General features: G+C 72.7%; 21 protein-coding genes, 1 other RNA gene and 1 pseudogene. 14 read left to right on the forward strand and 9 right to left on the reverse strand.

The annotated features are described in order from the left end of the window. Nucleotides 1-148 precede the first annotated feature (148 nt). Complete coding sequence (locus ACN28C_RS13955) at nucleotides 149-3,748, forward strand: SNF2-related protein (protein ID WP_422773892.1); 3,600 nt, start codon at nucleotides 149-151, stop codon at nucleotides 3,746-3,748. Continuing rightward, nucleotides 3,745-4,713 (forward strand): SWIM zinc finger family protein, encoded by a 969-nt coding sequence (locus ACN28C_RS13960; RefSeq protein ID WP_422773893.1) that lies wholly within the window; start codon nucleotides 3,745-3,747, stop codon nucleotides 4,711-4,713. Before ACN28C_RS13955 ends, ACN28C_RS13960 begins: the two co-directional genes overlap by 4 nt. A gap of 114 nt (nucleotides 4,714-4,827) precedes the next feature. Here ACN28C_RS13960 and ACN28C_RS13965 read toward each other — a convergent pair whose 3' ends face one another. After that, nucleotides 4,828-5,082, reverse strand: a complete 255-nt coding sequence (locus tag ACN28C_RS13965; protein WP_422773894.1) for a DUF3040 domain-containing protein — start codon at nucleotides 5,080-5,082, stop codon at nucleotides 4,828-4,830. Nucleotides 5,083-5,337: 255 nt separating this feature from the next. After that, nucleotides 5,338-6,024, reverse strand: coding sequence for a bifunctional DNA primase/polymerase (locus tag ACN28C_RS13970; protein ID WP_422773895.1), 687 nt, complete (start codon nucleotides 6,022-6,024; stop codon nucleotides 5,338-5,340). A gap of 240 nt (nucleotides 6,025-6,264) precedes the next feature. Here ACN28C_RS13970 and ACN28C_RS13975 point away from each other — a divergent pair, with 240 nt between their 5' ends. From ACN28C_RS13975 to ACN28C_RS13995, 5 genes are all read left to right on the forward strand, one after another. After that, entirely contained in the window at nucleotides 6,265-7,497 is a 1,233-nt protein-coding gene (locus ACN28C_RS13975) for a helix-turn-helix domain-containing protein (RefSeq protein ID WP_422773896.1), read from the forward strand. Nucleotides 7,498-7,553: 56 nt separating this feature from the next. Continuing rightward, on the forward strand, nucleotides 7,554-8,123 hold the full coding sequence (locus ACN28C_RS13980; RefSeq protein WP_422773897.1) for a flavoprotein: 570 nt from the start codon (nucleotides 7,554-7,556) through the stop codon (nucleotides 8,121-8,123). 103 nt (nucleotides 8,124-8,226) lie between these two features. Further along, nucleotides 8,227-9,120 (forward strand): Nif3-like dinuclear metal center hexameric protein, encoded by an 894-nt coding sequence (locus ACN28C_RS13985; RefSeq protein WP_422773898.1) that lies wholly within the window; start codon nucleotides 8,227-8,229, stop codon nucleotides 9,118-9,120. Then, the gene (locus ACN28C_RS13990; protein ID WP_422773899.1) at nucleotides 9,117-9,857 is read left to right on the forward strand and encodes a zinc ribbon domain-containing protein; all 741 of its coding nucleotides are present in this window, start codon (nucleotides 9,117-9,119) and stop codon (nucleotides 9,855-9,857) included. The genes ACN28C_RS13985 and ACN28C_RS13990 overlap by 4 nt, the downstream gene beginning before the upstream one ends. 105 nt (nucleotides 9,858-9,962) lie before the next feature. Then, on the forward strand, nucleotides 9,963-11,132 hold the full coding sequence (locus ACN28C_RS13995) for a bifunctional RNase H/acid phosphatase (protein ID WP_422773900.1): 1,170 nt from the start codon (nucleotides 9,963-9,965) through the stop codon (nucleotides 11,130-11,132). A 45-nt stretch (nucleotides 11,133-11,177) separates the two neighbouring features. Here ACN28C_RS13995 and ACN28C_RS14000 read toward each other — a convergent pair whose 3' ends face one another. Then, nucleotides 11,178-12,050 (reverse strand): alpha/beta fold hydrolase, encoded by an 873-nt coding sequence (locus ACN28C_RS14000; protein ID WP_422773901.1) that lies wholly within the window; start codon nucleotides 12,048-12,050, stop codon nucleotides 11,178-11,180. 301 nt (nucleotides 12,051-12,351) lie between these two features. Between ACN28C_RS14000 and ACN28C_RS14005 the strand changes: the two genes are divergently transcribed. Both ACN28C_RS14005 and mctP read left to right on the forward strand, forming a co-directional pair. Beyond that, a complete protein-coding gene (locus ACN28C_RS14005; RefSeq protein ID WP_422773902.1) occupies nucleotides 12,352-12,597 on the forward strand; it encodes a DUF3311 domain-containing protein in 246 nt (81 codons plus the stop codon). Nucleotides 12,598-12,603: 6 nt separating this feature from the next. Next, nucleotides 12,604-14,274: pseudogene (mctP, locus tag ACN28C_RS14010) on the forward strand (monocarboxylate uptake permease MctP); the annotation flags it as partial. 238 nt (nucleotides 14,275-14,512) lie between these two features. Here mctP and ACN28C_RS14015 read toward each other — a convergent pair. Continuing rightward, complete coding sequence (locus tag ACN28C_RS14015; protein WP_422773903.1) at nucleotides 14,513-15,349, reverse strand: sulfite exporter TauE/SafE family protein; 837 nt, start codon at nucleotides 15,347-15,349, stop codon at nucleotides 14,513-14,515. 141 nt (nucleotides 15,350-15,490) lie between these two features. Between ACN28C_RS14015 and rnpB the strand changes: the two genes are divergently transcribed. Both rnpB and ACN28C_RS14025 read left to right on the forward strand, forming a co-directional pair. Then, nucleotides 15,491-15,933, forward strand: an RNA gene (gene rnpB / locus ACN28C_RS14020) — RNase P RNA component class A. 78 nt (nucleotides 15,934-16,011) lie between these two features. Further along, complete coding sequence (locus ACN28C_RS14025) at nucleotides 16,012-16,932, forward strand: hypothetical protein (RefSeq protein ID WP_422773904.1); 921 nt, start codon at nucleotides 16,012-16,014, stop codon at nucleotides 16,930-16,932. Between the two features lie 75 nt (nucleotides 16,933-17,007). On the opposite strand, the gene ACN28C_RS14030 is transcribed toward ACN28C_RS14025, so the two are convergent. From ACN28C_RS14030 to ACN28C_RS14040, 3 genes are all read right to left on the reverse strand, one after another. Continuing rightward, complete coding sequence (locus ACN28C_RS14030; RefSeq protein ID WP_422773905.1) at nucleotides 17,008-17,811, reverse strand: aminoglycoside phosphotransferase family protein; 804 nt, start codon at nucleotides 17,809-17,811, stop codon at nucleotides 17,008-17,010. A gap of 488 nt (nucleotides 17,812-18,299) precedes the next feature. Next, on the reverse strand, nucleotides 18,300-18,803 hold the full coding sequence (locus tag ACN28C_RS14035; protein ID WP_422773906.1) for an NUDIX hydrolase: 504 nt from the start codon (nucleotides 18,801-18,803) through the stop codon (nucleotides 18,300-18,302). 91 nt (nucleotides 18,804-18,894) lie between these two features. Next, nucleotides 18,895-19,443 (reverse strand): hypothetical protein, encoded by a 549-nt coding sequence (locus tag ACN28C_RS14040; protein ID WP_422773907.1) that lies wholly within the window; start codon nucleotides 19,441-19,443, stop codon nucleotides 18,895-18,897. A 309-nt stretch (nucleotides 19,444-19,752) separates the two neighbouring features. Here ACN28C_RS14040 and ACN28C_RS14045 point away from each other — a divergent pair, with 309 nt between their 5' ends. From ACN28C_RS14045 to npdG, 3 genes are all read left to right on the forward strand, one after another. Then, entirely contained in the window at nucleotides 19,753-19,956 is a 204-nt protein-coding gene (locus tag ACN28C_RS14045) for a hypothetical protein (protein WP_421494469.1), read from the forward strand. A gap of 85 nt (nucleotides 19,957-20,041) precedes the next feature. After that, nucleotides 20,042-20,722 (forward strand): histone H1, encoded by a 681-nt coding sequence (locus ACN28C_RS14050; protein WP_422773908.1) that lies wholly within the window; start codon nucleotides 20,042-20,044, stop codon nucleotides 20,720-20,722. Between the two features lie 179 nt (nucleotides 20,723-20,901). Next, nucleotides 20,902-21,600, forward strand: a complete 699-nt coding sequence (gene npdG / locus ACN28C_RS14055; protein ID WP_422773909.1) for an NADPH-dependent F420 reductase — start codon at nucleotides 20,902-20,904, stop codon at nucleotides 21,598-21,600. A 76-nt stretch (nucleotides 21,601-21,676) separates the two neighbouring features. On the opposite strand, the gene panB is transcribed toward npdG, so the two are convergent. Continuing rightward, nucleotides 21,677-22,519: a 3-methyl-2-oxobutanoate hydroxymethyltransferase gene (gene panB, locus ACN28C_RS14060; protein ID WP_422774656.1), complete on the reverse strand. Its 843-nt coding sequence runs from the start codon at nucleotides 22,517-22,519 to the stop codon at nucleotides 21,677-21,679. Between the two features lie 152 nt (nucleotides 22,520-22,671). Beyond that, on the reverse strand, nucleotides 22,672-24,456 hold the full coding sequence (locus tag ACN28C_RS14065; RefSeq protein WP_422773910.1) for an NAD+ synthase: 1,785 nt from the start codon (nucleotides 24,454-24,456) through the stop codon (nucleotides 22,672-22,674). Between the last annotated feature and the right edge of the window lie 134 nt (nucleotides 24,457-24,590).

Below are 24,590 nucleotides of genomic sequence, written 5' to 3' on the forward strand. Positions count from 1 at the left end.
TCGCCGCGACCGATGGTGCCACCGGAGTCGACCCACACCGTGCGGCAGCCGTAACGGCGATGCCGGCGAGTAGACCGGCCGCGGCGCCGGAGGGGGTGCTAGAAAGGGAGCCGCCTGCTGACTTCACCGCCGAGAAGGGACTTTGTGCGTGCTGGTCGTCCACGGGATGTGGCTGGCCGGTGGTCGGCTCGCGGTGTGGGGCGAGGACTCCGCGCTGCCCGCCCGGCCGCCGCGCCGGCCCGGCCGCCCGCCCCGGCACCGTCCGCACCCGTTCGCGACCGGACATCCCGCGCTGGCCGGCGCGCTCGGCGAGCTCGCCGCGAAGGCGACCACCGGCAGCGTCCTGCTCGCCCTGCCCACCCGGGACGGTGCTCCGGTCGATTCGGCGGAGTTGGTCCGGACGGAGCCGGTCGATCCGGCCCGCGGAGCGGTCGGTCTCGCGTCGTGGCGGGTGCCGGTCCTGGAGTACGACGCCGACCATGCGCTGCCGGTGCTCCTCGCCTTCGGCGGGGGCGAGCCGTTCGGCGGCCGGGAGGCGTCCGCCGGTCGGGAGCGGTCCGGCCGGCGCCGCTCGCCCACCGGCCGGACCGCCGACCGCCGACCGTCAGGCGACGGCGGAGCGGCTGCCGACCGTGAGCCACTCGGTGACCGTGAACCGGCCGGTGGCTACGAAGCCGACGGGTCGCCGCCGGTCCCGGGTGCGTCGCTGCGGCATCTCGCCGGGCTGGCGGAGTTCGCGGTCGAGCTTGTCCGGCGGGGCCGCACCCTGCCCGGCCTCGCCCTGTCGACCACGCCGGGCGAGGCCGCCGGCGAGCCGGGTGCCATCCCGGCCGGCCCCGGTGCTCCGGCCGCCTCCCGCAGCACGCGCGGCTCCGCCCGATCCGGCGGCGCGGCACGCCCGGCTCGCGCGGTGTGGCGCCCGCTGCTCGCCGGGGCCGATGCGGGCTGGGCCCGCGCGCTGACCATGGCACTGCCGCCGGCGGCCCGCGCCGCGCTCGACCCCCCTGCGGCCGGGGCATCCACCCCGGACTCCAGCAGCGGCTCGGCAACCACCCGGACGGAGAAAAGCCGCACCGGACCGGCAGCGGCGCCGCCGGTTGACGCTGCCGGGGCGAGCGGCTCGGCGGCGGCCACCGTCGCCGACGCCCTGGACGCGCTCACCGACGCCGCCGCCCGGACGGCCTTGGAGGGCGTACGCCTGATCGGGGCCGGCCGGGCCGGCACCGGAGACGCCACCGTGCGGGCCTGGCTCAGGGCGTTGACCGGGCGGCAGCGCGACTTCACCGCCGAGCCGGAGGCCGTCGCCGAGTTGGAGCGCGAGTTGCGCGCCTGGCAGCGGGATGCCGTCGGCAGCCCGGTCCGGGCCTGCTTCCGGCTGGTCGAGCCGCCCGTGCCGGCCGAGGTCGACATGGTGCTCGATCCGCTCCTCGACGCACTCGCCGGGCACGCACCGGACGCCGCCGACGGGCCGGACGCCGCCGACGGGCCGGACGCCGCCGACGGGCCGGACGCGTCGGGTGGGCCGGACGCGTCGAGTGGGCGGGGGGCGGCGGACGCTGCCGACAGGCCGGACGGGGCGCAGCAGCGCTGGCGGGTGGAGTTCGCGCTCCAGGCCGCCGACGAGCCGAGCCTGGTGGTCGGGGCGGACCGGATCTGGGCGGCCCGGGGCGAGCTGCGGGCGTTGGCCCGGCACCTGGCGACGCCACAGGAGACGCTCCTGACCGAGCTGGGCCGGGCCAGCCGGCTCTGGCCGGAACTGGACGACGCGTTGCGCACGGCGGCGCCGGAAGCGCTGGAACTGGACACCGAGGGCGCGCACCGGTTCCTTCGGGAGGGCGCACCGGTGCTGCACTCCGCCGGGTTCGGGGTGCTGCTGCCCTCCTGGTGGCAGCGGCCCGGCGCCCGGCTCGGGGCCAGGTTGCAGGCCAAGACCCGTACCGCGCCGGGGACGGTCGCCTCGCGCAGCGCGCTTGGCATGGAGGCGCTGGTCGACTACCAGTGGGAGCTTGCCCTGGGCGACCAGCGGCTCTCCGCCGCCGAACTGCGGGCGCTGGCCAAACTGAAGACGCCGCTGGTCCGGCTCCGCGGGCAGTGGGTGGAGCTGGACGCGAAACGGCTCGCCGCGGGGCTCAAGCTGCTTCGCGGCGGCGGCGAGCTGACCGTGGGCGACCTGCTCCGGCTGGGACTGGCGGCCCAGGACGATCCGGAGGCGCTGCCGGTGCTCGGGGTCGGCGCCGACGGCCCGCTCGGGGACCTGCTCGCCGGCCAGGTCGAGCGGCACCTCACCCCGAGGGACGCGCCGGAGTCGTTCCGGGGGACGCTGCGGCCGTACCAGCGGCGTGGGCTGGCCTGGCTGGCGTTCCTCCAGTCGCTCGGCCTCGGCGGCATCCTCGCCGACGACATGGGGCTGGGCAAGACGATCATGTTGCTCGCCCTGCTCGCCGGTGACCCGGCCGACAGCGGTCCCACCCTGCTGGTCTGCCCGATGTCGCTGGTCGGCAACTGGCAGCGGGAGGCGGCCCGGTTCGTACCGGAGCTGCGGGTACACGTACACCATGGTGCCGAGCGGCCGCGCGGGGCGAGGTTCGCCGCGGCGGTCCGGGACGCGGACCTGGTGCTCACCACCTACTCGCTGGCGGCCCGGGACGCCGCCGCGCTCGGCGAGGTCGACTGGCACCGGATCGTGGTCGACGAGGCACAGTCGATCAAGAATGCCGCGACCCGGCAGGCCGGCGCGGTCCGGTCGCTGCCCGCCCGGCACCGGGTGGCGGTCACCGGTACGCCGGTGGAGAACCGCCTCGCCGACCTCTGGTCCATCATGGAGTTCGCCAACCCCGGCCTGCTCGGTGCCGCATCCGCCTTCAAGAAGCGCTACGCCGAGCCGATCGAGCGGCACGGTGACGACGAGGCGGCGGCCCGGCTACGCCGGATCACCGGCCCCTTCGTGCTGCGCCGGGTCAAGACCGACAAGTCGATCATCACCGACCTGCCGGAGAAGCTGGAGATGGAGGTGCTCTGCAACCTCACCCGGGAGCAGGCATCCCTCTACCAGGCGGTGGTCGACGACATGATGTCGAAGATCGAGTCCAGTGAGGGGATCGAGCGGCGCGGCCTGGTGCTGGCCACGATGACCCGGCTCAAGCAGGTCTGCAACCACCCCGCACAGGTGCTCCGGGACGGCTCGGCGCTGCCCGGCCGCTCCGGCAAGCTCGCCCGGCTGGAGGAGATCCTGGACGAGGCGCTGGCGGCCGGGGAGAAGGCCCTGATCTTCAGCCAGTACGCCGAGTTCGGCGGGATGCTCCGCGCCCACCTCGCCGCCCGGTTCGGCCGGGAGGTGCTCTTCCTACACGGCGGTGCCGGCAAGGTGGAGCGGGACGCGATGGTGACCCGCTTCCAGGACGGGGACGGGAACGCCGGTCCGGCCCTCTTCATCCTCTCCCTGAAGGCCGGGGGCACCGGCCTGACCCTGACCGCCGCCAACCACGTCATCCACGTCGACCGGTGGTGGAATCCGGCGGTCGAGGACCAGGCCACCGACCGGGCGTTCCGGATCGGCCAGCGCCGCGCCGTGCAGGTACGCAAGTTCGTCTGTGCCGGCACCGTGGAGGAGAAGGTCGCGGCGATGATCGCCGAGAAGCGGGGGCTGGCCGCGCGGATCGTGGGCAGTGGTGAGCAGTGGCTGACCGAACTCTCCACCTCGGAGCTGCGCCACCTCTTCGCCCTGGAGCGCGGGGCGGTGGTGGAGTGACCGACTTCCGTGAGTACGGCCGGCCGCGCCGGGTCGACGGCGGACTGCGGGCCCGCAGTGCCCGAGGGGCGATCGGCCGGTCCTGGTGGTCCCGGCGCTTCCTGGACGTGCTGGAGTCCTTCGCGCTCGGCACCCGGCTGACCCGGGGCCGCTCCTACGCCCGCGCCGGGCAGGTGCTGTCGCTGGAGGTGGCGCCGGGCGAGGTGACCGCCGTGGTGCAGGGCTCCCGGCCGAAGCCGTACCGGGTGTCGATCCGGTTCCGGCCCTTCGCCGAGCGGCTCTGGGCCCGGATCGAGACGCAGCTCGCCGCGCAGGCGCTGTTCAGCGCCCGGCTGCTCGCCGGGGAGCTACCGCCGGAGCTGGAGGAGCTCTTCGCCGAGGCGGGTGCGCCGCTCTTTCCGGCCGGCATCGACGAGCTGGCGCAGCGCTGTGACTGCCCCGACTTCGCGGTGCCGTGCAAGCACCTGGCCGCGACCTTCTACCTGCTCGCCGAGGCATTCGACGCTGACCCGTTCCAGCTACTGCGGTGGCGGGGACGGGACCGGGAGCAGTTGCTGGCCCGGCTGCGGGATTTGCGTGGCGTCGCACCCGGCACCGCCGGCACGCGGCGGACCGCCGGTTCGCGGCGTGCGGACGGCGGTTCGCGGCGGACCGGCGGTTCGCGGCATGCGGACGGCGCGGGGTTGCCGGCCGGGAGGCCGGATCCGGGCGCAGCTGTCCCGAGCGACCCACCGCCGGTCGGTGCCGGGTTGGCCCTCGCCGACCTGCCCGCCGAGGCGCTGGCCGGGACGCTCGACCGATTCTGGGTCTCTCCGGTGCCGCTGCCGTCCCGCGCGCCCACCCTGGCCACCGAGCCGGAGCTCGTGCTGCGCCAGCTCGGCCCGCCCGGTGCGGCGATCGGCGGGCCGGGGTTGGCCGAGCGGCTCCGCCGCGCCTACCTGCGGTTCGGCGCAGACGAGACCTGATCGCACCCGTGCAGCCATCCGGCCGTTCAGCCGTTCAGCCAGCCGTTCAGCCGTTCAGCCGTGCAGCCGTGCAGCATCGGGCCACCGGAGGCGTCCGGCGGCCGCGATCATCGGTCACCGCACTCGTCGGGCCTGCCACATCATCAGCGTGGCCGCGACCAGGACCGCCGGGGCGACCGCGACGGCGAGCCAACCACCGAGCACCACCAGGGCGGGCACGGTGGCCCAGAATACGAAGGTCAACACGAGTATCAGCCGGGCGCGGCGGAATTTTCCCCGGTCGCCCAGCCGGGCCACGAATTCGGGATCGGTTACCCGGAGCTGGTGCGTGATCTCGTCAAACCGGCGCTGATCCTCTTTGCTGAGCATGGCGTAGGCCCTCTCCTCAGGCGTCAACCAGTCCGGCGCCGGATTACCCGGTCCGGGGCCGCTCTCACGCTCCTGGTGCCCCTGCTACCGGCCACGATGCGCCAGCTACGGCCGCGACTGCTCAGCCACCTGCCACGATGCGGCCAGCCGGCGTTGGTGGCGACATCCCGGCCGGTTGTCCCCGACCGGCGCCGGAGCGGCGGAACACCTCTCGGTGACCAGACCCGGACAAGGGGGACGCGCGGTAGCAGCCACCTACCATCCACCGGCGCGGCGCTGGGCCGGCAGGTGTGCCGGGAAGAGCGGCTCGGGCAGGGTCGGCGAGACGGCGTCCACCGCCTCGACGAGCAGTTCCTGGATCCCGTACGGGTCGGCCAGGCGCCAGCGGGTCTCCTCCGGCGACACCACCCAGCGCACCGTCCCCTCCGGCAGCCTGGTCGGCGGGGCCGGGATCCAGGAACCTAAGCCGTGCCGGACCACGTAGAGGCTCTGTTCCAGTTCGGGCCGGAGCGGTTCGCCGGGGCGTACCAGGAACATCCACCGCCCGGCCGGGGTGACCGCCACCGGCCCGCGACCCTGCGCGGAGGCGGCGCCGTGCAGCCGGGGGCGGGCCCGCTCCAGCGCGTACCGGCCGAGGTAGGCGGGGACCTCCAGAACGTCGAAGGCGCGTCCGGTGGCCAGCAGGATCGAGTGCGGGCGGAGCCGCCACCAGGTGGCGACCCGGGCCGGATCGGCGGTGGCGCTGCGTTCCCACTGCTCCAACGCGGGGTGGCAGCCGGTCGTCGGGCAGCCGGCCCGGCCACAGACGAACCGGTGGCGGGCGAGGCACGCGCCGGGGGTGACGTCCCAGCCGTGCCCGGCGTAACGCACCGCGATACGGCGCAAACGGACCCGGTCGAGTTGAGCGAAACGGACCGAGGACGGACGGACTTTCTGCCACATCTCTGCGAACCCCCTATTTTTGTCGATCAACGCCAGGTATGCAGGTCGAAGCCCGTCACTGGCGCCGGACGCGGTCGTTTGTCCGGGCAGACAGCCGCAAGGTTGCACCGAAAGCTACGAGCGGCCGGCTGCGGAGTGACGTACATGCTGTGCGACCAGCGCAGACGTGAGTGGTACCCGGTTTCTCACCGGCGCGGTTCCCCCCGACCGAACCGCCGACGCAGAAAGGAGGGGCCGGACGTGGACGAGCTTCCGATCGGACGTCGTGTCGCCTACTGGCGCGGTCGCCGCAAAATGTCGCAGCAGGTATTCGCCGACCGGCTCGGAAAGTCGAAGAGCTGGGTGGACAAGGTCGAACGGGGAGTGCGCCGGCTGGACAAGTTCTCGGTGCTGTACGAGATCGCGGACGTACTCCAGCTCGACGCCCAACTGCTGCTCGGCAAGGAGCCGGAACGCCGGGCCGACGGGCTCACCTGCATCGACGAGGTCGAGGTGGAGGAGATCCGCTCCGCCCTGGAACGCTACGACTCGATGAGCAGGCTGCTGACCGCCCTTCCGCAGCCGCCCTCGCTGGCCGAGATGACCAAGTCGGTCAACCACGCCTGGCTGACCTACCAGTACGCCCGGTACGGCGTCCTCTCCCGGGCGCTGCCGAAGCTGCTCCGGGACGCCCAGGCGCTGGACAGCGTGGCGAGCGGCGACGACTCGGCCAGGGCCGCGCACCTGCTCGGGCAGGTCTACCAGATCGCCTCCTCCGCGCTGCGCAAGCTCGGCGAGTACGAGCTGGCCTGGCTCGCCGCCGACCGCTCGATGGCGGTCTCCCAGCGGGCCGACGACGACCTGCTGGCCGGGGTCGCCACCTTCCGGGTCGGCAACGCCCTGCTCGCGCTCGGCCGGGCCCGGCCGGCACTCGAGGTCAACGTGAGTATCGCCAACCGCCTCGCGCCGGGCAGCGGCAACGGCTGCGAGCCGGAACGACTCTCCGTCTACGGGATGCTGCTGTTGCAGGGGGCGATGGCGGCGGCCCGGATGGGCGACAACAACACGGTCAAGGATCTGGTCAACGAGGCCAAGGAGGCCGCCGACCGGCTGGGCGGCGACGAGAACCACTACTGGACCTGCTTCGGCCCGACCAACCTGGAGCTGCACCGGGCGGCGGCGGCGGTGGAACTGGGCGAGGGGGGCAACGCGGTCATCACCCACGAGCGGTCGATCGTGGGGCGGGACGGGTTCCACACGTTGCTGCCGGAGCGCCGGGCGCACCACATGCTGGATCTGGCCCGGGGGTTCGCCCAGATCGGCGACCTGGACCGGGCGGGGGAGGCGTTGGTCGACGGCGACCGGCTGGCCCCGTCCGAGATCCGCTGCCGGCCCATCGCACACGAGGTGATGTCGAACGTGCTGCGTCGCACACGGGGTGCGCCGCCCGCGCCGATAGCGGAGTTAGCTGAGCAGATGGGGGTCGGCATCTGACGCCCCCACCGAATGGAGCGTGCTGAGGCGGGAGGCGTGCTGTGGGTGATCGTCCGGTGACGGAGCCGACCGGGTCGCGGGTGCTGTACGTGTTGGCCTGCGGATCGCCGCTGGCCCGGCACGTCGGGCGGCTGGTGACCTGCGCGCAGCGCGAGGGCTGGGACGTCTGTGTGGTGCTGACTCCGGACGGGACGAAGTTCGCCGACGCGCCGGCACTCGGCCGGCAGACCGGACATCCGGTGCGGTCGACGTACAAGAACCCGGGCGACCCCGACGTGCTGCCGGCCGCGGACGCGATGATCGTGGCACCGGCGACGGTCAACACGATCAACAAGTGGGCCGCCGGGATAGCCGACACCCTCGCCCTCGGTCTCCTGGTCGAAGGGCTCGGCAAGGGGTTGCCGATCGTGGCGATGCCGTTCACCAACTCCGCCATGGCGGCGCATCCGGCCTTCCTGGCCAGCCTCGCCCGGCTGCGGGACTGGGACGTCACGGTGCTCTTCGGCGACCAGGTCATGCCGCTGCACGCGCCGGGCACCGGGGAGCGCCACCTGGAGAGTTTTCCCTGGGAGATGGCGGTGAGCGCGCTACGGGCCAGGCTCTCGGTCAGCGGCCAGCTCGGCTGACCGTGCCGCCGGCCCCGGCTGGCCGGCTCGCCCGGTCGCCCGGTGGCGGTGTCGCGTGACGGTCGGCACCGCCGCCCGGCCGGCGCCGGTAAGCTGGGCCGCCGTGAGTGCATCGGGATCTGGCACGGTCAGTCTGGCCGACGTCGTGGCGGCGCTGGACGAGCGCTATCCGCCGGCCTGGGCCGAGGGCTGGGACCGGGTGGGGCTGGTGGTCGGCGAGCCGTCCGCGCCGGTACGCCGGGTCTGCTTCGTGGTGGACGTGGTGCCGGAGACCGTCGCCGAGGCGCTCGGACACGGCGCAGACCTGATCGTCGCGCACCACCCGCTGCTGCTGCGGGGTGTCTCGTCGGTGGCCGCGACCACCTACAAGGGCCGGATCGTGCACCAGTTGATCAAGAATGGCGTCGCACTCCACGTCGCGCACACCAACGCCGACGTGGCCGACCCCGGTGTCTCCGGCGCGCTCGCCGCCCGGCTGGGCCTGACCGAGCTGCGCCCGCTGCGCCCGGCCGACCCGTCCGGCCCGGCCGCCGGCCAGGGGCGGGGGTTCGGGCGCGTCGGGCGGCTGCCGGAGCCGATGACCCTGGCCGAGTTCACCGGGTACGCGGCCGGGGCACTCCCGCCGACCGCCTGGGGCGTACGCGCCGCCGGTGACCCGGAGCGGACGATCTCGACCGTCGCGGTCAGCGGCGGGGCCGGTGACTCCTTTCTCGGTGACGCACTCCGGGCCGGTGTCGACGCCTTCCTCACCGCCGACCTGCGGCACCACCCGGTCAGCGAGTATCTGGCCGAGGAGGGGCCGGCGCTGCTCGACGCCGCGCACTGGGCGACGGAGCGGCCCTGGCTCGACGACGTCGCCGCGCACCTGGGCGAACGCCTTCCCGTCGACACCGTCGTGTCCGACCTGGACACCGATCCGTGGACGGCGCACGCGGCGTCTCCGGTACCGCCCGTGGTAACCCCCGCTTTCCCCGTGGACAAGGAGACCCGCCGATGAAGGCCGACCCGAAGGACCAGCGCCGCCTGCTCGAGGTGCAGGCGATCGACACGGCACTCGCCCAGCTCGCGCACCGGCGCCGCACGCTGCCCGAGCACGCCGAGTTGGAGGCGCTGGCCCGGGAACTCTCCGCGCTGGAGGACGAGCGGGTCCGCGCCCAGGTGGCTGTAGACGACCTGGACCGGGACATCGCCCGGCTGGAGCGCGACGTCGAGCAGGTCCGGGTCCGCAAGGACCGCGACCAGGCCCGGCTGACCGGCGGTTCGGGGCCGGCGCGCGAGCTGGAGGCACTCCAGCACGAATTGGCCTCGCTCAACCGGCGGCAGACCGAACTGGAGGACGCCGAGCTGGAGCTGATGGAGCAGCGGGAGACCGCACAGGGCGTACTGGACGGGATCGAGCAGCGGCTGGCCGCGGCGCGGGAGCGGCGCACGGAGACCGAGCAGCGGCGGGACCGGTCGCTGGCCGAGATCGCCAAGGACGAGGAGTTCAGGGCTGGTTCGCGGCAGCCGCTCGTGGCCGACCTTCCGGGCGACCTGGTGGCGCTCTACGACAAGATCCGGGAGGCGTCGGGCGGGCTCGGCGCGGCCCTGGTGGCGGGCGGGCGCTGCGGCGGCTGCCGGCTGGAGCTGTACGGCGCGGACCGGGCCCGGATCAAGGCCGCCGACCCGGACGAGGTGGTGCGCTGCGAGGAGTGCCGCCGCATCATGGTGCGCACCGCCGAGTCCGGCCTGTGACCGCGGTGACCGCTGCCGCTGCCGCTGCCGGTATCGGTGGCGGTGGCGGCACTGCTGGTACCAGCGGCGGCGTCGGCGCGGGTGGCGGGACCGGGAGGTGGGCCCGTGCCCGGTCGTAGGGTCGTGGTGGAGGCCGACGGCGGCGCCCGGGGCAATCCCGGCCCGGCCGGCTACGGTGCGGTGGTCCGGGACGCCGCCACCGGCGAGGTGCTGGCCGAGCGCTCCGAGTCAATCGGCGTCGCCACCAACAACGTCGCGGAATACCGTGGCCTGATCGCCGGCCTGGAGGCAGCCCGCGAGGCCGGCGCCAGCGCCGTCGAGGTGCGGATGGACTCCAAGCTGGTCGTCGAGCAGATGGCGGGCCGCTGGCAGATCAAGAATCCAGGGCTGCGCCCGCTCGCCGCGCAGGCGGCCGGGTTGGTCCGCAGGTTCGACACGGTGACGTACACCTGGATTCCCCGGGAGCGCAACCGGCACGCCGACGCGCTCGCCAACGCGGCGATGGACCTGGCCGCCGGGGTGGCGCCGCAGGTGGCCCGGGACAGCGCAACCGAGGCCCAGGCGGCGCCGCCGGCCGACCCGACCGGGCGGGCCGAGACGCACGGGACGGCCGCCCAGGGTTCGACCGCGAAGAGCTCCTGGGAGCCGCGGCCGGCCCGGACCGCCACCCGGCTGCTGCTGCTGCGGCACGGCGAGACGGAGTACACCGCGCAGGGGCGCTATTCCGGCCGCGGGGACGTGCCGCTGTCGGACCGGGGCCTGGCCCAGTCCGGCGCGACGGCCCGGCGGGTGGCCGGGCTGGTCGACTCGGTCGCGGCCGTGGTCAGCTCACCGCTGTCCCGGTGTACGACGATGGCCCGGATCGTGGCCGGCGGGCTCGGCGACCCGCCGGTGGTGGTCGAGCCGGACCTGATCGAGTGCGACTTCGGCGAGTGGGAGGGGCACACCTTCGCCGAGGTGCGCGAGCGCTGGCCGGCGGAGCTCGACGCCTGGCTGGCCTCGCCGGAGGTGGCCCCGCCGGGCGGGGAGTCCTTCGTGGAGGTCGGCGCCCGGGTGGGCCGGGCGGTGGCGAAGCTGCTGGCCGGCTATCCGGGGGAGACCGTGGTGGTGGTCTCACACGTCTCACCGGTGAAGATCGCGCTCCGCGACGCGCTCGCCGCGACCGACGCCTTCCTGCACCGGCTCTACCTCGACCCGGCCGGTCTCTCGATCATGGACATCTGGCCCGACGGCGGCATGGCGGTGCGCACCGTCAACGACACCGCCCACCTGTAAGGAAGGGCCCCCGCATATCGTTTTTTGTATATGCGGGGGCCCTTCCTAACACCTTGGGCGTTCCTCGCCGAGGAAGGTGAGCACGGCCTTGACGAACCGGGACGGGTCGTCGAGCCAGGGGAAGTGGCTGGTGGCGTCCTGCACCACGACCTCGGAGCGCGGGAAGAGCGCGGCGAGCGCGTGGGCCGCCTCCGGGGTCGGGGCCGGGTCCAGCGCGCCGGCCACGACCAGCACCGGGGCGTCGAGCCCGGCCAGGGCGGCGCGGACCGCCGAGGTCTCCGGGGCGAAGGCGTCGTAGAAGCCGGCGGCCGCCGCGTCCGGCCGCTCCCACTCCTCCGCCTCGGCGTGCGCGCGGGCCCGCTCGTCCCACCGGCCGTACGCGAAGGGCGCGGCCCCCGTGCGCAGCGGCTCCACCTCCGCCGGCCCGGCTCCCCGGGCCGCCGCCTCCTGCCAGGCGTCCATCGCCGCCTTCGCCTCCGCGTACCACCACTGGGTGGAGCGGGCCGCGACCGCCTCGGCGAAGCCGAGCGTCTCCAGCCCGACCGCGCGTAGCCCGGGGGTGACCAGCACCAGCCGGTCAACCCGGTCCGGATGCCGGGCGGCGTAGAGTTCCGCCAGGTTGCCGGCGGCCGAGTGGGCGAGCAGTTCCATCCGGTCGAGTCCGAGATGGATCCGGAACGCCTCGACGTCGTCGACGAGTCGTTCGCACCGGTAGCTCGTCGGATCCTCCGGGACCGCCGAGTCGCCGCTGCCCCGGAGGTCGAGCATGAGCAGGGTGCGTTCCCGGCTCAGCCCGCCGAGGTCGCCGAGATAGCTGGACGCCCGGGCCGGCCCGCCCGGCAGACAGACCAGCGGCGGCCCGGAGCCTTGGACGTGGTACGCGAGTTCCGTGCTGTCGTACGAGGAGAATCGCCGCACCCGGCCAGCATTCCAACCGGCCGACCCCCGATCAAGAGGTATCGCCGTACTTCGATGTCTCCTTTATACGTGAAAGACTTTTTTGTACGTCGCTATGCGTCATCGATCACCATTCGGCGCAGCGTGGTCGCCGTTGGGCGCACCGGATCGGTTTCCTCGACGTGACCGCCGTCACTCTGCCCTAACCTCCGGCGGCACACATAGGTCAACGACGACATGTCCAGGATCGACGGACGAGTCGACCGACCGACGACCGGATCCGACAGGTGGGTCACGAGGCCGAGCAGAGCGAGGAGATGGCATGAGCGAACCTGATACGGGGGCGGCCGCCGCCGAGGTGGTGTCGAAGTCGCGGGCGAAGGACCACAGCCCGTGGAACTGGCTGCTCTTCGTCCCGATCGTGGTGCCGCTGATCACGCCGCTGTTCAACGCGGACTCGCCCCGGATCTTCGGCTTCCCGCTCTTCTACTGGCTCCAGCTGGTCTTCATCCTGCTCGGGGTCGGGACCACCACGCTCGTCTACCAGATGACGAAGAAGCGGAGGTGACCGGCGATGTGGCAGGATCACCTCACTGAGATCATCATCTTCACGTTGCTCTTCCTGCTGGTCAGCGGGATGGGCTTCGTGGCCGCCCGGTGGCGGGCGCCGAACGACATGGCGCACCTCGACGAGTGGGGGCTGGGCGGGCGCAGCTTCGGCGGCTGGATCACCTGGTTCCTGGTCGGTGGCGATCTCTACACCGCGTACACCTTCGTGGCGGTACCGGCGTTGCTGTTCGGCGCCGGGGCGGCCGGGTTCTTCGCCGTGCCGTACACGATCATCATCTATCCGCTGGTCTTCCTGGTGCTGGTCCGGCTCTGGTCGGTCTCGCACCGGCACGGCTTCGTCACCCCGGCCGACTTCGTCCGGAAGCGGTTCGACTCGCCGACCCTGGCGCTGATCATCGCGATCACCGGGATCGTCGCGACGATGCCATACATCGCGCTCCAGCTCGTCGGCATCGAGGCAGTGCTCAAGACGATGGGGGTCACCGGCGAGAGCACCATCGCCCGGCACCTGCCGATCATCGTCGCCTTCGCCATCCTGGCCGCCTACACCTACCAGTCCGGGCTGCGGGCACCCGCGCTGATCGCCTTCGTCAAGGACACGCTGATCTACGTCGTGATCCTGGTGGCGATCGTCTACCTGCCCTACAAGCTGGGCGGCTGGGGAAGCATCTTCGACGCGGCGGACGCGAAGTTCGACGCGAGTCCGAACCCGAACGACGGCATCACGCTCAACGCGAACAACCAGTTGCAGTACATCACCCTGGCCCTCGGCTCGGCACTGGCGCTCTTCCTCTACCCGCACAGCCTCACCGGCGTACTGGCCAGCCGGAGCCGAGACGTGATCAAGCGGAACATGTCGGCGCTGCCGGCGTACAGCCTGCTGCTCGGGTTGATCGCCCTGCTCGGGTACGCCGCCATCGCGGCCGAGGTGACCCCGCTGCCCGGCGCGACCGAGGGCAGCGTGGACAACAACACGGTGGTGCCGCTGCTGTTCGAGCAGCAGTTCCCGAGCTGGTTCGCCGGGATCGCGTTCGCCGCGATCGGGATCGGCGCGCTGGTGCCGGCCGCCATCATGTCGATCGCGGCGGCGAACCTCTTCACCCGCAACATCTACAAGGAGTACCTGCGCCGGGACGCCACCGCCGCGCAGGAGGCGAACGTCTCCAAGATCACGTCGCTGGTGGTGAAGATCGGTGCGGTCGCCTGCATCGTCTTCCTCGACCCGCAGTTCTCGATCGACCTCCAGCTCATCGGCGGCGTCATCATCCTGCAGACGCTGCCGGCGGTCGCGCTCGGCCTCTACACCCGCTGGTTCCACCGGGGCGCCCTGGTCGCCGGCTGGGCGGCCGGGATGGGCCTGGGCATGTGGATGCTCTACCAGATCCCGAACGCGGCGACCGGGCGGGCACACTTCGGCGGGTCCGCCTTCCCCCTGGAGAAGTTCGGCTTCGACGGCTCGGCCAGGACCATCTACGTCGGACTGGTCGCGGTCGCGGTCAACCTGCTGGTCGCGGTGATCATCACGCTGCTCCTGCGGGCGGCGAAGGTGGCCGACGGGGTCGACGGGACCGAGCAGGACGACTACTTCGCCGACGAGGGCGACCCGCGCCTCGTACCCACCCCCCGCCCACCGGCCGAGCTGGCCGACGAACCCACCGGCAACGCGAGCGGCGGAGGAAGCGGAGGGAGCGAGGCCGCCGAGACCAGCGGAGCCACCGGACCCGCCCCGAAGGTCTGACCGTCCCGGCGGAACGACCACCCCCACCGGTCCGGGGAGATCCCCGGGATCAGGGATCCCCGTGACCAGGGCAGGCAATCCGAGATCTCGGGTACGCCGTCCCGGTCACGGGGATCGTGGTGGGTGCGGAGACGACAGGCGACCGGCCGCACAGTTCGGGGCACAGTTCGCGAGCTCACGTCCAGGCGCGGTAGAGCAGCAGCAGGCCGATCGCCGTACCGAAGACCACGATCACGGTCTTGAGTACCTCGGGCGGGAGCCGGCGGACGAGCCGGGCGCCCGCGTACCCCCCGACGATGGTCGCGGGGGCGACCACCGCGACGGCGGTCCAGTTCACCGGGCCGAACGCGGCGAAGGCGGTGACCGTGGTCAGCCCGACCACGGCGGAGAGCAGGTTCTTGATCGCGGTGATCCGGGTCAGCGTCTCCGTCAGCACCAGCGCCAGCCCGGCCACCAGCATGACTCCGAGGGCGGCACCGAAGTACCCGCCGTAGACCGCGCCGACCACGACCATCACGTGCAACCCGACCGTCTGCCGGGAGGTGCCGCGCACCGTCGCAGTGCGGGTTGGTGCCGGTGCGAGGGCTGGCACGGGTGCGGGTGTGGGCGGCACCGGGCCGACGCCGCCGCGACCCTGCCCGACCAGGCGGCGAAGCTGCTCCTGGAACGCCAGCAGGGCGGTCGCGCCCAGCACCAGGAACGGCACGACCACCTCGAACGCGCGGGCGGGGGTGGAGAGCAGCAGCGCGCAGCCGGCGGCGGTGCCGAGTACCGTGCCGGGAATCAGCCGGAGCAGCCAGCGCCGGTCCGGCAGGTCCGCCCGGCTCCCGTAGACGCTGGCCAGATAGCCGGGACAGACCGCCATCGAGTTGCTGACGTTGGCCGGGATCGGCGGCAGACCGACCGCGATCATGGCGGGAAAGGTGATCAGCGAGCCGCCGCCGGCCACCGCGTTGACCATGCCCGCGGCGAGCCCGGCAGCGAGCAGCAGCAGCGCCTCGGGAAAATTCATAGCCAGTCGAGGCTAATCGGCCCCGCCGGACGGCGATCGACGCCCTGCCGGCCGTCCCGCACGATGACGCCGGGCACGCCGGGTATCGCGGGCCGGTGGATCGCTCTTCCGGATCATGGCTAAACTCGGGTACGCGACGGACGAGTCGACCGGGCGGTCGCGTCGGCGAGCGCGAGCCCGCCGCCGAGGAACGTCCGGACTCCACAGGGCAGGGTGGTTGCTAACGGCAACCCGGGGTGACCCGCGGGATAGTGCCACAGAAAACAGACCGCCGGGCGGATGGTTTGCGCGGAAACGCGTCGATCGACCGATCCGGTAAGGGTGAAACGGTGGAGTAAGAGCCCACCAGCATCCCGGGTGACCGGGATGGCTCGGTAAACCCCACCCGGAGCAAGGCCAAGACAGGGCCATCACCGAAAGGCGACGGCCCGCGCAGGCGTTCGAGGGCTGCCCGCCCGATGCCTGCGGGTAGGCCGCTGGAGCCTGCCGGCAACGGCAGGCCGAGATGGATGACCGCCGCTGGCGCTCGCCCCGGCAGGGGTGCGCGCCGGGCACAGAATCCGGCGTACAGGTCGACTCGTCCGTCGTACCCTCGGCGCATTCGTCGATGGCCGGCTTTGGGTAGCGTTCCGACACCGTGAGCCCTGGGGACGCTCTTGAGTGTGCAGCCGCAGATTACCGTCGGGATCATGTTCCGATGGCGTGGCACGGTTCCTGCGGAGGGCGCGATCGGCGTCGGTGGCGGCGCCAGCCCAGCGCCCGCGATTCGACGCGGTCGTGCGCCGCTTGTCGTCATCACCAGCGTCGTCGCCCTGGCCGCCCTCAACACTCCGGGCTACCTGTTGCTCGCCGACTCGGATGACGTGGGCGATGCTGTCTTCGTCCTGACCATCTTCGGTCCCGGCGTCCTGCTGGTGCTCTGCTGGCTCGTACGCCTGGTGCAGTGGCGGTTCGCCGCGCGCAGAACCGGTACGCCCGCGCTGGTGACCCCGCATCTCGCGCAGTCCCGTGCGCCCCACGAGCGGGGGTTCGCGATCCGGACGGCTAGCACGATCTCCCGCTGGGGTGGGTTGAGCAGTAGTCCGAAGGGCTACGCCGTCTGGTTGACATGGCGCGATGCGCACGGCGTGTTCTGGTATCAGCGCGTGGTCTGGGAACCGTGGTTGCGCGGCATGGCCCGGCCGTCTCAGGCCATCGTACGCCGTGGTCCAGGCGCAGTCACCGTAATCGATGTAAGAGACCATGGTCGGCTCTGGCCGGCGAGCTTTACTCTGCGGCGCCGCCCGATCGGGGTGCGACTCACGCCGTTCAGCCAGGCACACCGGCTGCCGGAGGACCGTCGTCTCGACTTTGGCACGCTGGCCATGCTGTTCGTGTTCCTCGTCGTGCCGTGCTCGGTCGGTGCGATCATGGCTGGCCTCTGGGAGGCCATCGGATGGTGGATCGCCTACGTAATCGCCCTCGTGGCAGCCGTCGGCACCTGGTTCGGCATCGTCCCGCCGGGCGCCCTGCCGGGCAGGAGACGACGAGGGCGGAGCACGCCTTCCCCTCGACGCCCGTCGATCGATCGCAAACGTCGATAACCATCACGGTTGCGGGGTTGTCATGGCTCTCCGGAGGCCGCCGGCAGGTGGAACCCGCCGACGGCCTCCGGTTGCTCAGCCGCCGGAAACGGCGCGGTCGAGCAGGGTACGGTGCCGGATCATCCAGCCGGCGGCGCGGGCCCGCCAGGCGAGGGCCCAGAGCGGCGCCGGGTCGGTCGACTCCGGCGTGATCCGGGCCCGGGTCGCCTCGGCGGCACAGTCCCGGATCGCAAACTCGATCATCCGGTCGACCAGGCCGGCCCGGTCCGCCGCCGGCAGCTCGTAGCCGTCCAGGAAGAGCCGTAGCTGCCGGGCCCGGCTCGCCGGGTCCGGCAGGTCGTTGCGGACGGCGACGTCGTCGTCGTGCAACTGGGCGTGCCACCAGGCGGCGCCGACCACCTCGTCGAGCCGGTCGACCGGCCCGGCCAGGGTCCAGTCGACGAACGCCACCGGTCGGCCGGCCCGGGCGACGGTGTGCCACGGTCCGGCATCGCCGTGCCCGATCACCGAATCGGGTCCCTCCCGGCGCATCCACCACGGCTGCCACACCGCGTCCGGCGGTGGCCGGAAGCTGGCGGTCGCGGTGTGCAGGTCGCGCAGCAGCCTGCCGACCTGCCAGACCCCCTCGTCCGTCCAGGCCCGGGGGTGGATGATCTCGCCCTCGACGTACGTCAGCATCTCGTTGCCGGCGCCGTCGATGCCGGTGCCGACCACCCACGGCGAGCCGGGAAAACCGGCCTCTTCCAGGTGGTGCAGCAGGGCGTGCACCGTTTTGGTCCAGGGCCGTGCGGGGCGCCGCACGATCTGGCCGGTACGGACGACAGCACTTGGTCCGCCCTCGGCCGCCGTCAACGGCTCGAAGGATGTAGCGGAGTCCACGGATTCTCCTCGATGTCAGCGCGTGAAGCAGTGCCGCATATGCGGTGAGACAGGAGCACCGGATCACCGGTGCCAGCGGCTGGCGGCGCGGAGAGATTCCGCGTACGCAGCCGGCGGACCGCTACGACGCGCGAGGAGTGGGCGACTCAGCCGGGCCGGAGGCCGGCCGGCGCCGCGGGAGCGAGTGCCCGGAGGTCAGCTCGTGGTGCGGTCGCGCGTCGTGGCGGCGGGGACCACTGCACCGAAGACCGTGCCTGCCATGTCATCGACCTCCTGGAAGAGTCGGGCGTCGCGAGGCTACGACACTGCCCTCGGCTCCGCCACCGAATTTCGCCGGCTCGACGCTCCGCCGGCTCGACGCTCCGCCGGCTCGACGCTCCGCCGGCCCGACGCCCCGCCGGCCCGACGCCCCGCCGCACCGCCACGGGACGGGCTCCCCGGCGGGCCGGAGGCCACGATCCGCAGTGGAGCGGACGGAGGGGCGAGAATCACTCCGGGGTGTCCCGGGAGAGGCCGGAGGAGTCCGGTGCGTACCAGGCACCGACCGTCGCCGGGGCGAGCGCGTGCGCGATCGTCGTCCGGGCGTGCGCGTCGAGCGGCGGAAGCTCGTCCTGGGCGAACCAGCCGACGGCGACCGACTCGTCGTCGTTGACCCGGGCGACACCCTCGATCAGCCGGCAGCGGAAACCGATGTTGAGGAACTGGCACCGGTCCCCGTTGGGGTAGGTGTGCGGATGGGCCAGCACGCTCGACACCCGTTCCGGCGCCACACGCACGCCGGTCTCCTCGAAGACCTCTCGGACCAGCGCCTCGGCCGGCTGCTCGTCGGGCTCGACGAAGCCACTGATCACCGACCACCGGCCGTCGTCGGCACGCTTGCCGAGGAGCAGTTCCCCGGCCTCGTTGCACACCACCGCGCTCACGCTGGGCAGCCAGAGCAGGTCATGTCCGACGAACCTGCGGATCCGCTTGATGTACTCCGGTACGGCCATGGCGAGGACCCTAACCACCGCTTGGCGGCCCGCGTCGGCCCGGTCGTCGCTTCGACGGTCGGCGGCGCCGCGTTCCGCTGACCTGGTCCGCTCAGCGGCCCGGCGCGGCAGGCGGCTGCTCGGGCACGTCGACCGGGGAGGTGCCGGGTGCCGGTGCCGGGTCGCCCTCCGGCGGGGCCGGCACCGCCGTCGGGGTCGTGCCGGGGAGCAGGGTGTCGGGGCAGGGCAGCTCGATCCGGGAGAAGTCGGCCCGCTCCTGGTCGACCACCTGCCGGAAGCAGACGCGTACCTCGGCCTGCCTCCGTCCGGCCATCGCGGCCCGGGACATCGTCACGTGTACCCGGAACACCAGCCGTACGCCGGGGGAGTGGCGCCGGTCGGTGCCGTCGACCCGCAGCACCTCGACCCGGTCGTTCCGCGCAACGGTCTCCCGGAGTTCGGCAGCGCTGTCGCCGACGCCGTACACCAGCGCGTCGCCGATCGCGGCGGCCCGGCGTACCGCTTCCTGTCGGGCCCGTTCCTCGATCGAGGGCTCGGTCACCATACTCATAATGGTGTGCCCGGCGCTGCCGACGAGCAGCAGCAGAATGGCCAGCGCGACGATTGACAGGACCCGGCCGAGCCGTCCCGTCGCACCCACCTGCCGCAGGCTACCCACACGGCGAATTGTGCTCCATTCCCCGCCGCGAAGTGGCGGGTCGGGGCAATGAGGTGGAGGACTGGCGTGTTGCCGGGGGAAATTTTTCCGCCGGCCGTCGCGGCCCGTCGGGGCCGCTTCCGCCGGCCGCTGACAGCAATGAATCCCTTGCCGTAGAATACTTTTACCTCGTACGGCGACACTTTACCGATTACCCGGTGCCGGTTATCGGATCGGCTCTACTGTGGAAGACCCTCCGTCATTTTGCGCGAAACGGTAGCGCCTGGTCGTTTTCCCATGCACAGTTACCCCATGAGCGACAGCGGGAGTGGTGTGCAGTACTTCTGGTGCATCCGTCATCACCGGGTCGAGACCGGTGCCGACGTCTGCCCCGCGAGGTACGTGCTCGGTCCGTACGCCTCGGCTGCCGACGCGGAAGGGGCGCTGCAGCGGGTGCAGCAGCGCAACGAGGCGTGGGAAGCCGAGGACGCCCGCTGGGCCGGGGAGGAGAGCTAGGCCGGCGCGGCAACAGCCCGCGTCGAAACTCCGTGGTGCTCCGCGAGGAGACCCCCGAGAGCATGTCCCGCAAGGAGGAACACAGATGGCCGAAGCAACCAGGGCCACCCGCACGGTAGCGAGAAGCGCTGCCGGCAAGAAGACCGCGGCGCGCAGCCGGACCGTGGGTGCCAGCAAGGGCACCCCGGCCCGTAAGGCCGCGAGCGGGTCGGTGGCGAAGCAGGCACCGGCGAAGAAGGCCCCGGCCAAGCGCGCGACGGCAGCCAAGAAGGCCCCGGGGAAGAAGGCCCCGGCCAAGAGGGCGACCGCGAAGAAGGCGCCGGCGAAGCGGAGCACGGCGAAGCGGACCACCGCGACGGCCGGCCGGAAGACCACCACCGCGGCGCGGAAGACGACCGCGGCGGCGAAGCGGACCACGTCGTCGGCGGCGAAGAAGGTCACCGGCCGCAAGGCGCCGACAAAGAAGGCGACCGCCAAGAAGGCGCCGACGAAGAGGGCGACCGCGAAGAAGGCACCGGCGAAGCGCACGACGGCGAAGAAGGCGCCGGCGAAGCGGGCGACCGTCAAGCGGACCCCGGCGAAGCGGACCACGGCGAAGAAGGCGCCGGCGAAGCGGACGACCGCGGTGACGAAACGGACTCCGGGGGTGGCGAAGAAGGTCACCGCCCGGAAGGCACCCGGCAAGCAGGCCGCGGCGCGCAAGACGCCGGCCAAGGCACCGGCGCGGAAGGCCACCAGGGCGACCGCGCGGAAGACGATGAGTTGAGTTCCCACCGGAACTGAGATGAGTTGAGTTCCCACCGGAACTGATCGGTCGAGGTCCCACCGGAACGCCCCGGAGCGGGGGCGTTCCGGTGCGGCGACGGTCACGGGTACGCCCACCGCGCGCCGGACCGACCCGGCCCGCAACCGTCGGTGCCCGCCACGATCTGCGAGGATTCCGGCATGGGATACGACGCGAGCGGGCTGCCGGACATCGCCGGACTCACCGTCGGCATCATCGGCGGCACCGGAGACCAGGGACGAGGGCTGGCCTACCGGTTCGCCCGGGCCGGGCAGCCGGTGCTGATCGGCTCCCGGTCGGCGGCGCGGGCCGCGCAGGCGGCGGAGGAGCTCCGCGCCCTGCCGGGGATGCCGGCCGGGGTGACCGTCTCCGGCGGCGACAACGTCGAGGTGGCCGGCCGGTCCGACGTCGTCGTCATCGCGGTCCCCTGGGACGGGCACCGGGACACCGTCGCCGCGCTGCGCGAGCCGCTGGCCGGCAAGGTGGTCGTCGACTGCGTCAACCCGCTCGGCTTCGACAGGCAGGGGCCGTACCCGCTGCGGGTCGAGGAGGGCAGCGCCGTGCAGCAGGCGGCGGCGCTGCTGCCGGAGTCGCGGGTCTGTGCCGCCTTCAACCACGTCAGCGCGCCACTGCTGGCCGACCCGGAGGTCGACCGCATCGAGCTGGACGTCCTGATCTGCACCGAGGACCGCGACCTCGTCGGGCTCGTCGCCGCGCTTGCCGCGCGGATCCCCGGCATGCGCGGCATCTATGCCGGCCGGCTGCGCAACGCGCACCAGATCGAGGCGTTCACCGCCAACCTGATCGCGATCAACAAGCGTTACAAGGCGCACGCCGGGATCCGTGTCACCGACCTCTGATGCCCCGCCCGCCCCGGGAACACCACCCGGGGCGGGCGCGACCGTGCCGCCGACGGTTCAGAAAGTGCGTGCGTGCTCAGAAGGTGTGTTCGGCGGTGGGGAACTCGCCGTCCCGGACTTCGGTGGCGAACCGCCGGGTCGCGTCGCCGAGCGTGCCGGCAAGGTCGGCGTAGCGCTTCACGAACCGCGGCATCCGGCCGGACCGCAGCCCGGCCATGTCCTGCCAGACCAGCACCTGGGCGTCGGTGTCCGGCCCGGCCCCGATCCCGATGGTGGGTATCGGCAGCTCGTGCGTGATCCGCTTGGCCACCTCGCCCGGCACCATCTCCAGGACGACCGAGAACGCTCCGGCCTCGGCGACCGCCAGGGCGTCCGCCACCACCTCGTCGGCGTCGTCTCCCCGCCCCTGCACCCGGTAGCCGCCGATGGCGTGCTCGCGCTGCGGGGTGAACCCCACGTGCGCCATCACCGGGATGCCGGCCCCGGTGATCGCCCGGATCTGCTCCGCCACCTGCCGGCCGCCCTCCAGCTTCACCGCGTGGCAGCCGCCCTCCTTCATGAACCGCACGGCGGTGCGCAGCGCCTGCGCCGGCCCCTCCTCGTAGGAGCCGAACGGCAGGTCACCGACGACCAGCGGATAGCTGGTGGCGCGTACCACGGCGCGGACCAGCGGAAGGAGGTCGTCGACGGTCACCGGCACCGTCGTCTCGTAGCCGAAGACGTTGTTCGCGGCCGAGTCGCCCACCAGCAGCACCGGGATGCCGGCCTGGTCGAAGATCGCCGCCGTGTACTGGTCGTACGAGGTGAGCATCGGCCACCGCTCGCCGCGTTCCTTGGCGGCGACCAGGTCGCGGGCGCGTACCCGCCGGGTCGCCGGACCTCCGTAGAGCGTCGCCACCTCGCTCGGGGCGGGCGCCATCTGCTGCTCGGACATCGCTGTCTCCCTTCGCCTCGAGGCCGCGTCCGCGGTCCCCGGGTCACTGCCGATCGTCCCACCGTGCCAGGCGGTGGTGGCAGGGAAGAGTGCAGGTTGTCACACCCTCGCCGCTGATTCCGGACCGGCCGGACCGGTCAGCCCCGCTCGCGCCAGCGGTTGGTGATCGGCAGCCGGCGGTCCCGGCCGAACGCCTTGATCGAGATTTTCGGGCCGGGGGCCGACTGCCGCCGCTTGTATTCGGCGACGTCCACCATCCGGAGCACCCGGTCCACCACCGCCGGGTCGTGCCCGGCGGCGACCAGGTCGTCCCGGCCCTGGTCGCCGTCGACGTAGCCGACCAGGATCGCGTCGAGCACGGAGTAGTCCGGCAGGGTGTCGCTGTCGAGCTGGCCGGGGCTCAGCTCCGCGCTCGGCGGCTTGCGGATCGAGTTCTCCGGGATCGGCGGGGTCTCGCCCCGCCGCACCGCCTCGGCGTTACGCCAGGTCGCCAGCTTCCAGACCAGGCTCTTCCAGACGTCCTTGAGCGGGTTGAAGCCGCCGACCGAGTCGCCGTAGAGGGTGGAGTAGCCGACCGCCAGTTCACTCTTGTTGCCGGTGGTGAGGACGAGGTGCCCCTCCTGGTTCGACAGCGCCATCAGCAGCACGCCACGGACCCGGGCCTGGAGGTTCTCCACCGACATCCCGGAGAGCGACAGGTTGGCCAGGAAGCTGTCGACCATCGGCTGGATCGGCTCGACCCGGTAGTCCAGGCCGGTCCGCTTGGCCAGGTCGGCGGCGTCGTCCCGGGAGTGCTCCGAGGAGTGCTGGCTCGGCATCGAGACCCCGGTCACCCGCTCCGGCCCGAGCGCGTCGACCGCGATCGCGGCGACCAGCGACGAGTCGATGCCGCCGGAGAGGCCGAGCACCACCGACCGGAAGCCGTTCTTTCCCACGTAGTCGCGCAGCCCCAGCACCAGCGCCTGCCACACCTCGCCCTCGTCGACGACCGGCTCGGTGACGCCGCCGGTGGCCCGGGGCCCGGTCGGGGCGGGGACGGCGTCGCTGACCCGGACCCGGGCGACGGCCATCTCCTCCGGCCCGCCCGCCGCCTCCGGTCGGGCGGCCTCGGTGCCGGTCGGCGCGTCCGTGCGGCCGGCCGGCAGGTCGAGGTCGTGCAGCAGCAGGTGCTCGACGAACTGCGGGGCGCGGGCCAGCAGGGTGCCGTCGGGCGCCACGATCATCGAGTCGCCGTCGAAGACCAGCTCGTCCTGGCCGCCGACCGTGTTGACGTACGCCACCGTCGCCTCCGCCTCGGCGGCCCGGCGGCGGACCAGCGGCAGGCGTACGTCGTCCTTGTTCAGCTCGTACGGCGAGCCGTTGATGTTGACGACCAGCCCGACCCCGGCGCGGCGGGCGACCGTGAACGGGCCGCCGGCCTGCCACAGGTCCTCGCAGACGGTCAGCGCGACGTCGACCCCGCCGATCCGGACCACCGTCAGGGTGTCGCCCGGCACGAAGTAGCGGTCCTCGTCGAACACCCCGTAGTTCGGCAGGTGGTGCTTGAAGTAGCGGGCGACCACCTGCCCGCCGTGCAGCACGGCGAGCGCGTTGCGCGGGCCCCGGGTCGGCGTCGACTCCGCGTTGGCGCTGGCCGGGCCGTCGGCGTCGAGATAGCCGACCAGCACCGACAGCCCGGCCAGCCCGTCGGCGGCGAGGTCGGCGGCGAGCCGGTCGAGCCCGGCCCGGGAGGCGGCGACGAAGGAGTCCCGGAAGACCAGGTCCTCGACCGGATATCCGGTCAGCACCATCTCGGGAAAGGCCACCAGGTGCGCGCCGGCTTCGGCCGCCTCCCGGGACCGCTCCCGGATCAGCGCCGCGTTGCCGGCCGTGTCGCCGACGGTGGGGTTGACCTGGGCCAGGGCGATGCGCAAGCTCGGCATGTCTCCATCTTGCCGCAGCCGCTCCCGTCCGGCCCGTCGCGTGCGGTGCAGCGCCGTGCGGCGAAGTCGGTATCCGGGCTATCTTGGGGACGAACGCCCACAACCGGGCAGGCCGTGCTGCCCCGCCCATCGGG

Origin of the sequence: Plantactinospora sp. WMMC1484, assembly GCF_049315195.1 — a bacterium.
Classification (GTDB): Bacteria; Actinomycetota; Actinomycetes; order Mycobacteriales; family Micromonosporaceae; genus Plantactinospora.

What these genes read in the sequence shown, in the direction of transcription:
- panB (WP_422774656.1), bottom strand. Translation starts at nt 22,519, where the DNA reads ATGGCGCCCGCCCCGAGCGAGGTGGCGACGCTCTACGGAGGTCCGGCG.
- ACN28C_RS14045 (WP_421494469.1), top strand. Translation starts at nt 19,753, where the DNA reads ATGAGCGACAGCGGGAGTGGTGTGCAGTACTTCTGGTGCATCCGTCAT.
- ACN28C_RS14050 (WP_422773908.1), top strand. Translation starts at nt 20,042, where the DNA reads ATGGCCGAAGCAACCAGGGCCACCCGCACGGTAGCGAGAAGCGCTGCC.
- ACN28C_RS14065 (WP_422773910.1), bottom strand. Translation starts at nt 24,456, where the DNA reads ATGCCGAGCTTGCGCATCGCCCTGGCCCAGGTCAACCCCACCGTCGGC.
- ACN28C_RS14035 (WP_422773906.1), bottom strand. Translation starts at nt 18,803, where the DNA reads ATGGCCGTACCGGAGTACATCAAGCGGATCCGCAGGTTCGTCGGACAT.
- ACN28C_RS13965 (WP_422773894.1), bottom strand. Translation starts at nt 5,082, where the DNA reads ATGCTCAGCAAAGAGGATCAGCGCCGGTTTGACGAGATCACGCACCAG.
- ACN28C_RS14005 (WP_422773902.1), top strand. Translation starts at nt 12,352, where the DNA reads ATGAGCGAACCTGATACGGGGGCGGCCGCCGCCGAGGTGGTGTCGAAG.
- ACN28C_RS13970 (WP_422773895.1), bottom strand. Translation starts at nt 6,024, where the DNA reads ATGTGGCAGAAAGTCCGTCCGTCCTCGGTCCGTTTCGCTCAACTCGAC.
- ACN28C_RS14015 (WP_422773903.1), bottom strand. Translation starts at nt 15,349, where the DNA reads ATGAATTTTCCCGAGGCGCTGCTGCTGCTCGCTGCCGGGCTCGCCGCG.
- ACN28C_RS13990 (WP_422773899.1), top strand. Translation starts at nt 9,117, where the DNA reads ATGAAGGCCGACCCGAAGGACCAGCGCCGCCTGCTCGAGGTGCAGGCG.
- npdG (WP_422773909.1), top strand. Translation starts at nt 20,902, where the DNA reads ATGGGATACGACGCGAGCGGGCTGCCGGACATCGCCGGACTCACCGTC.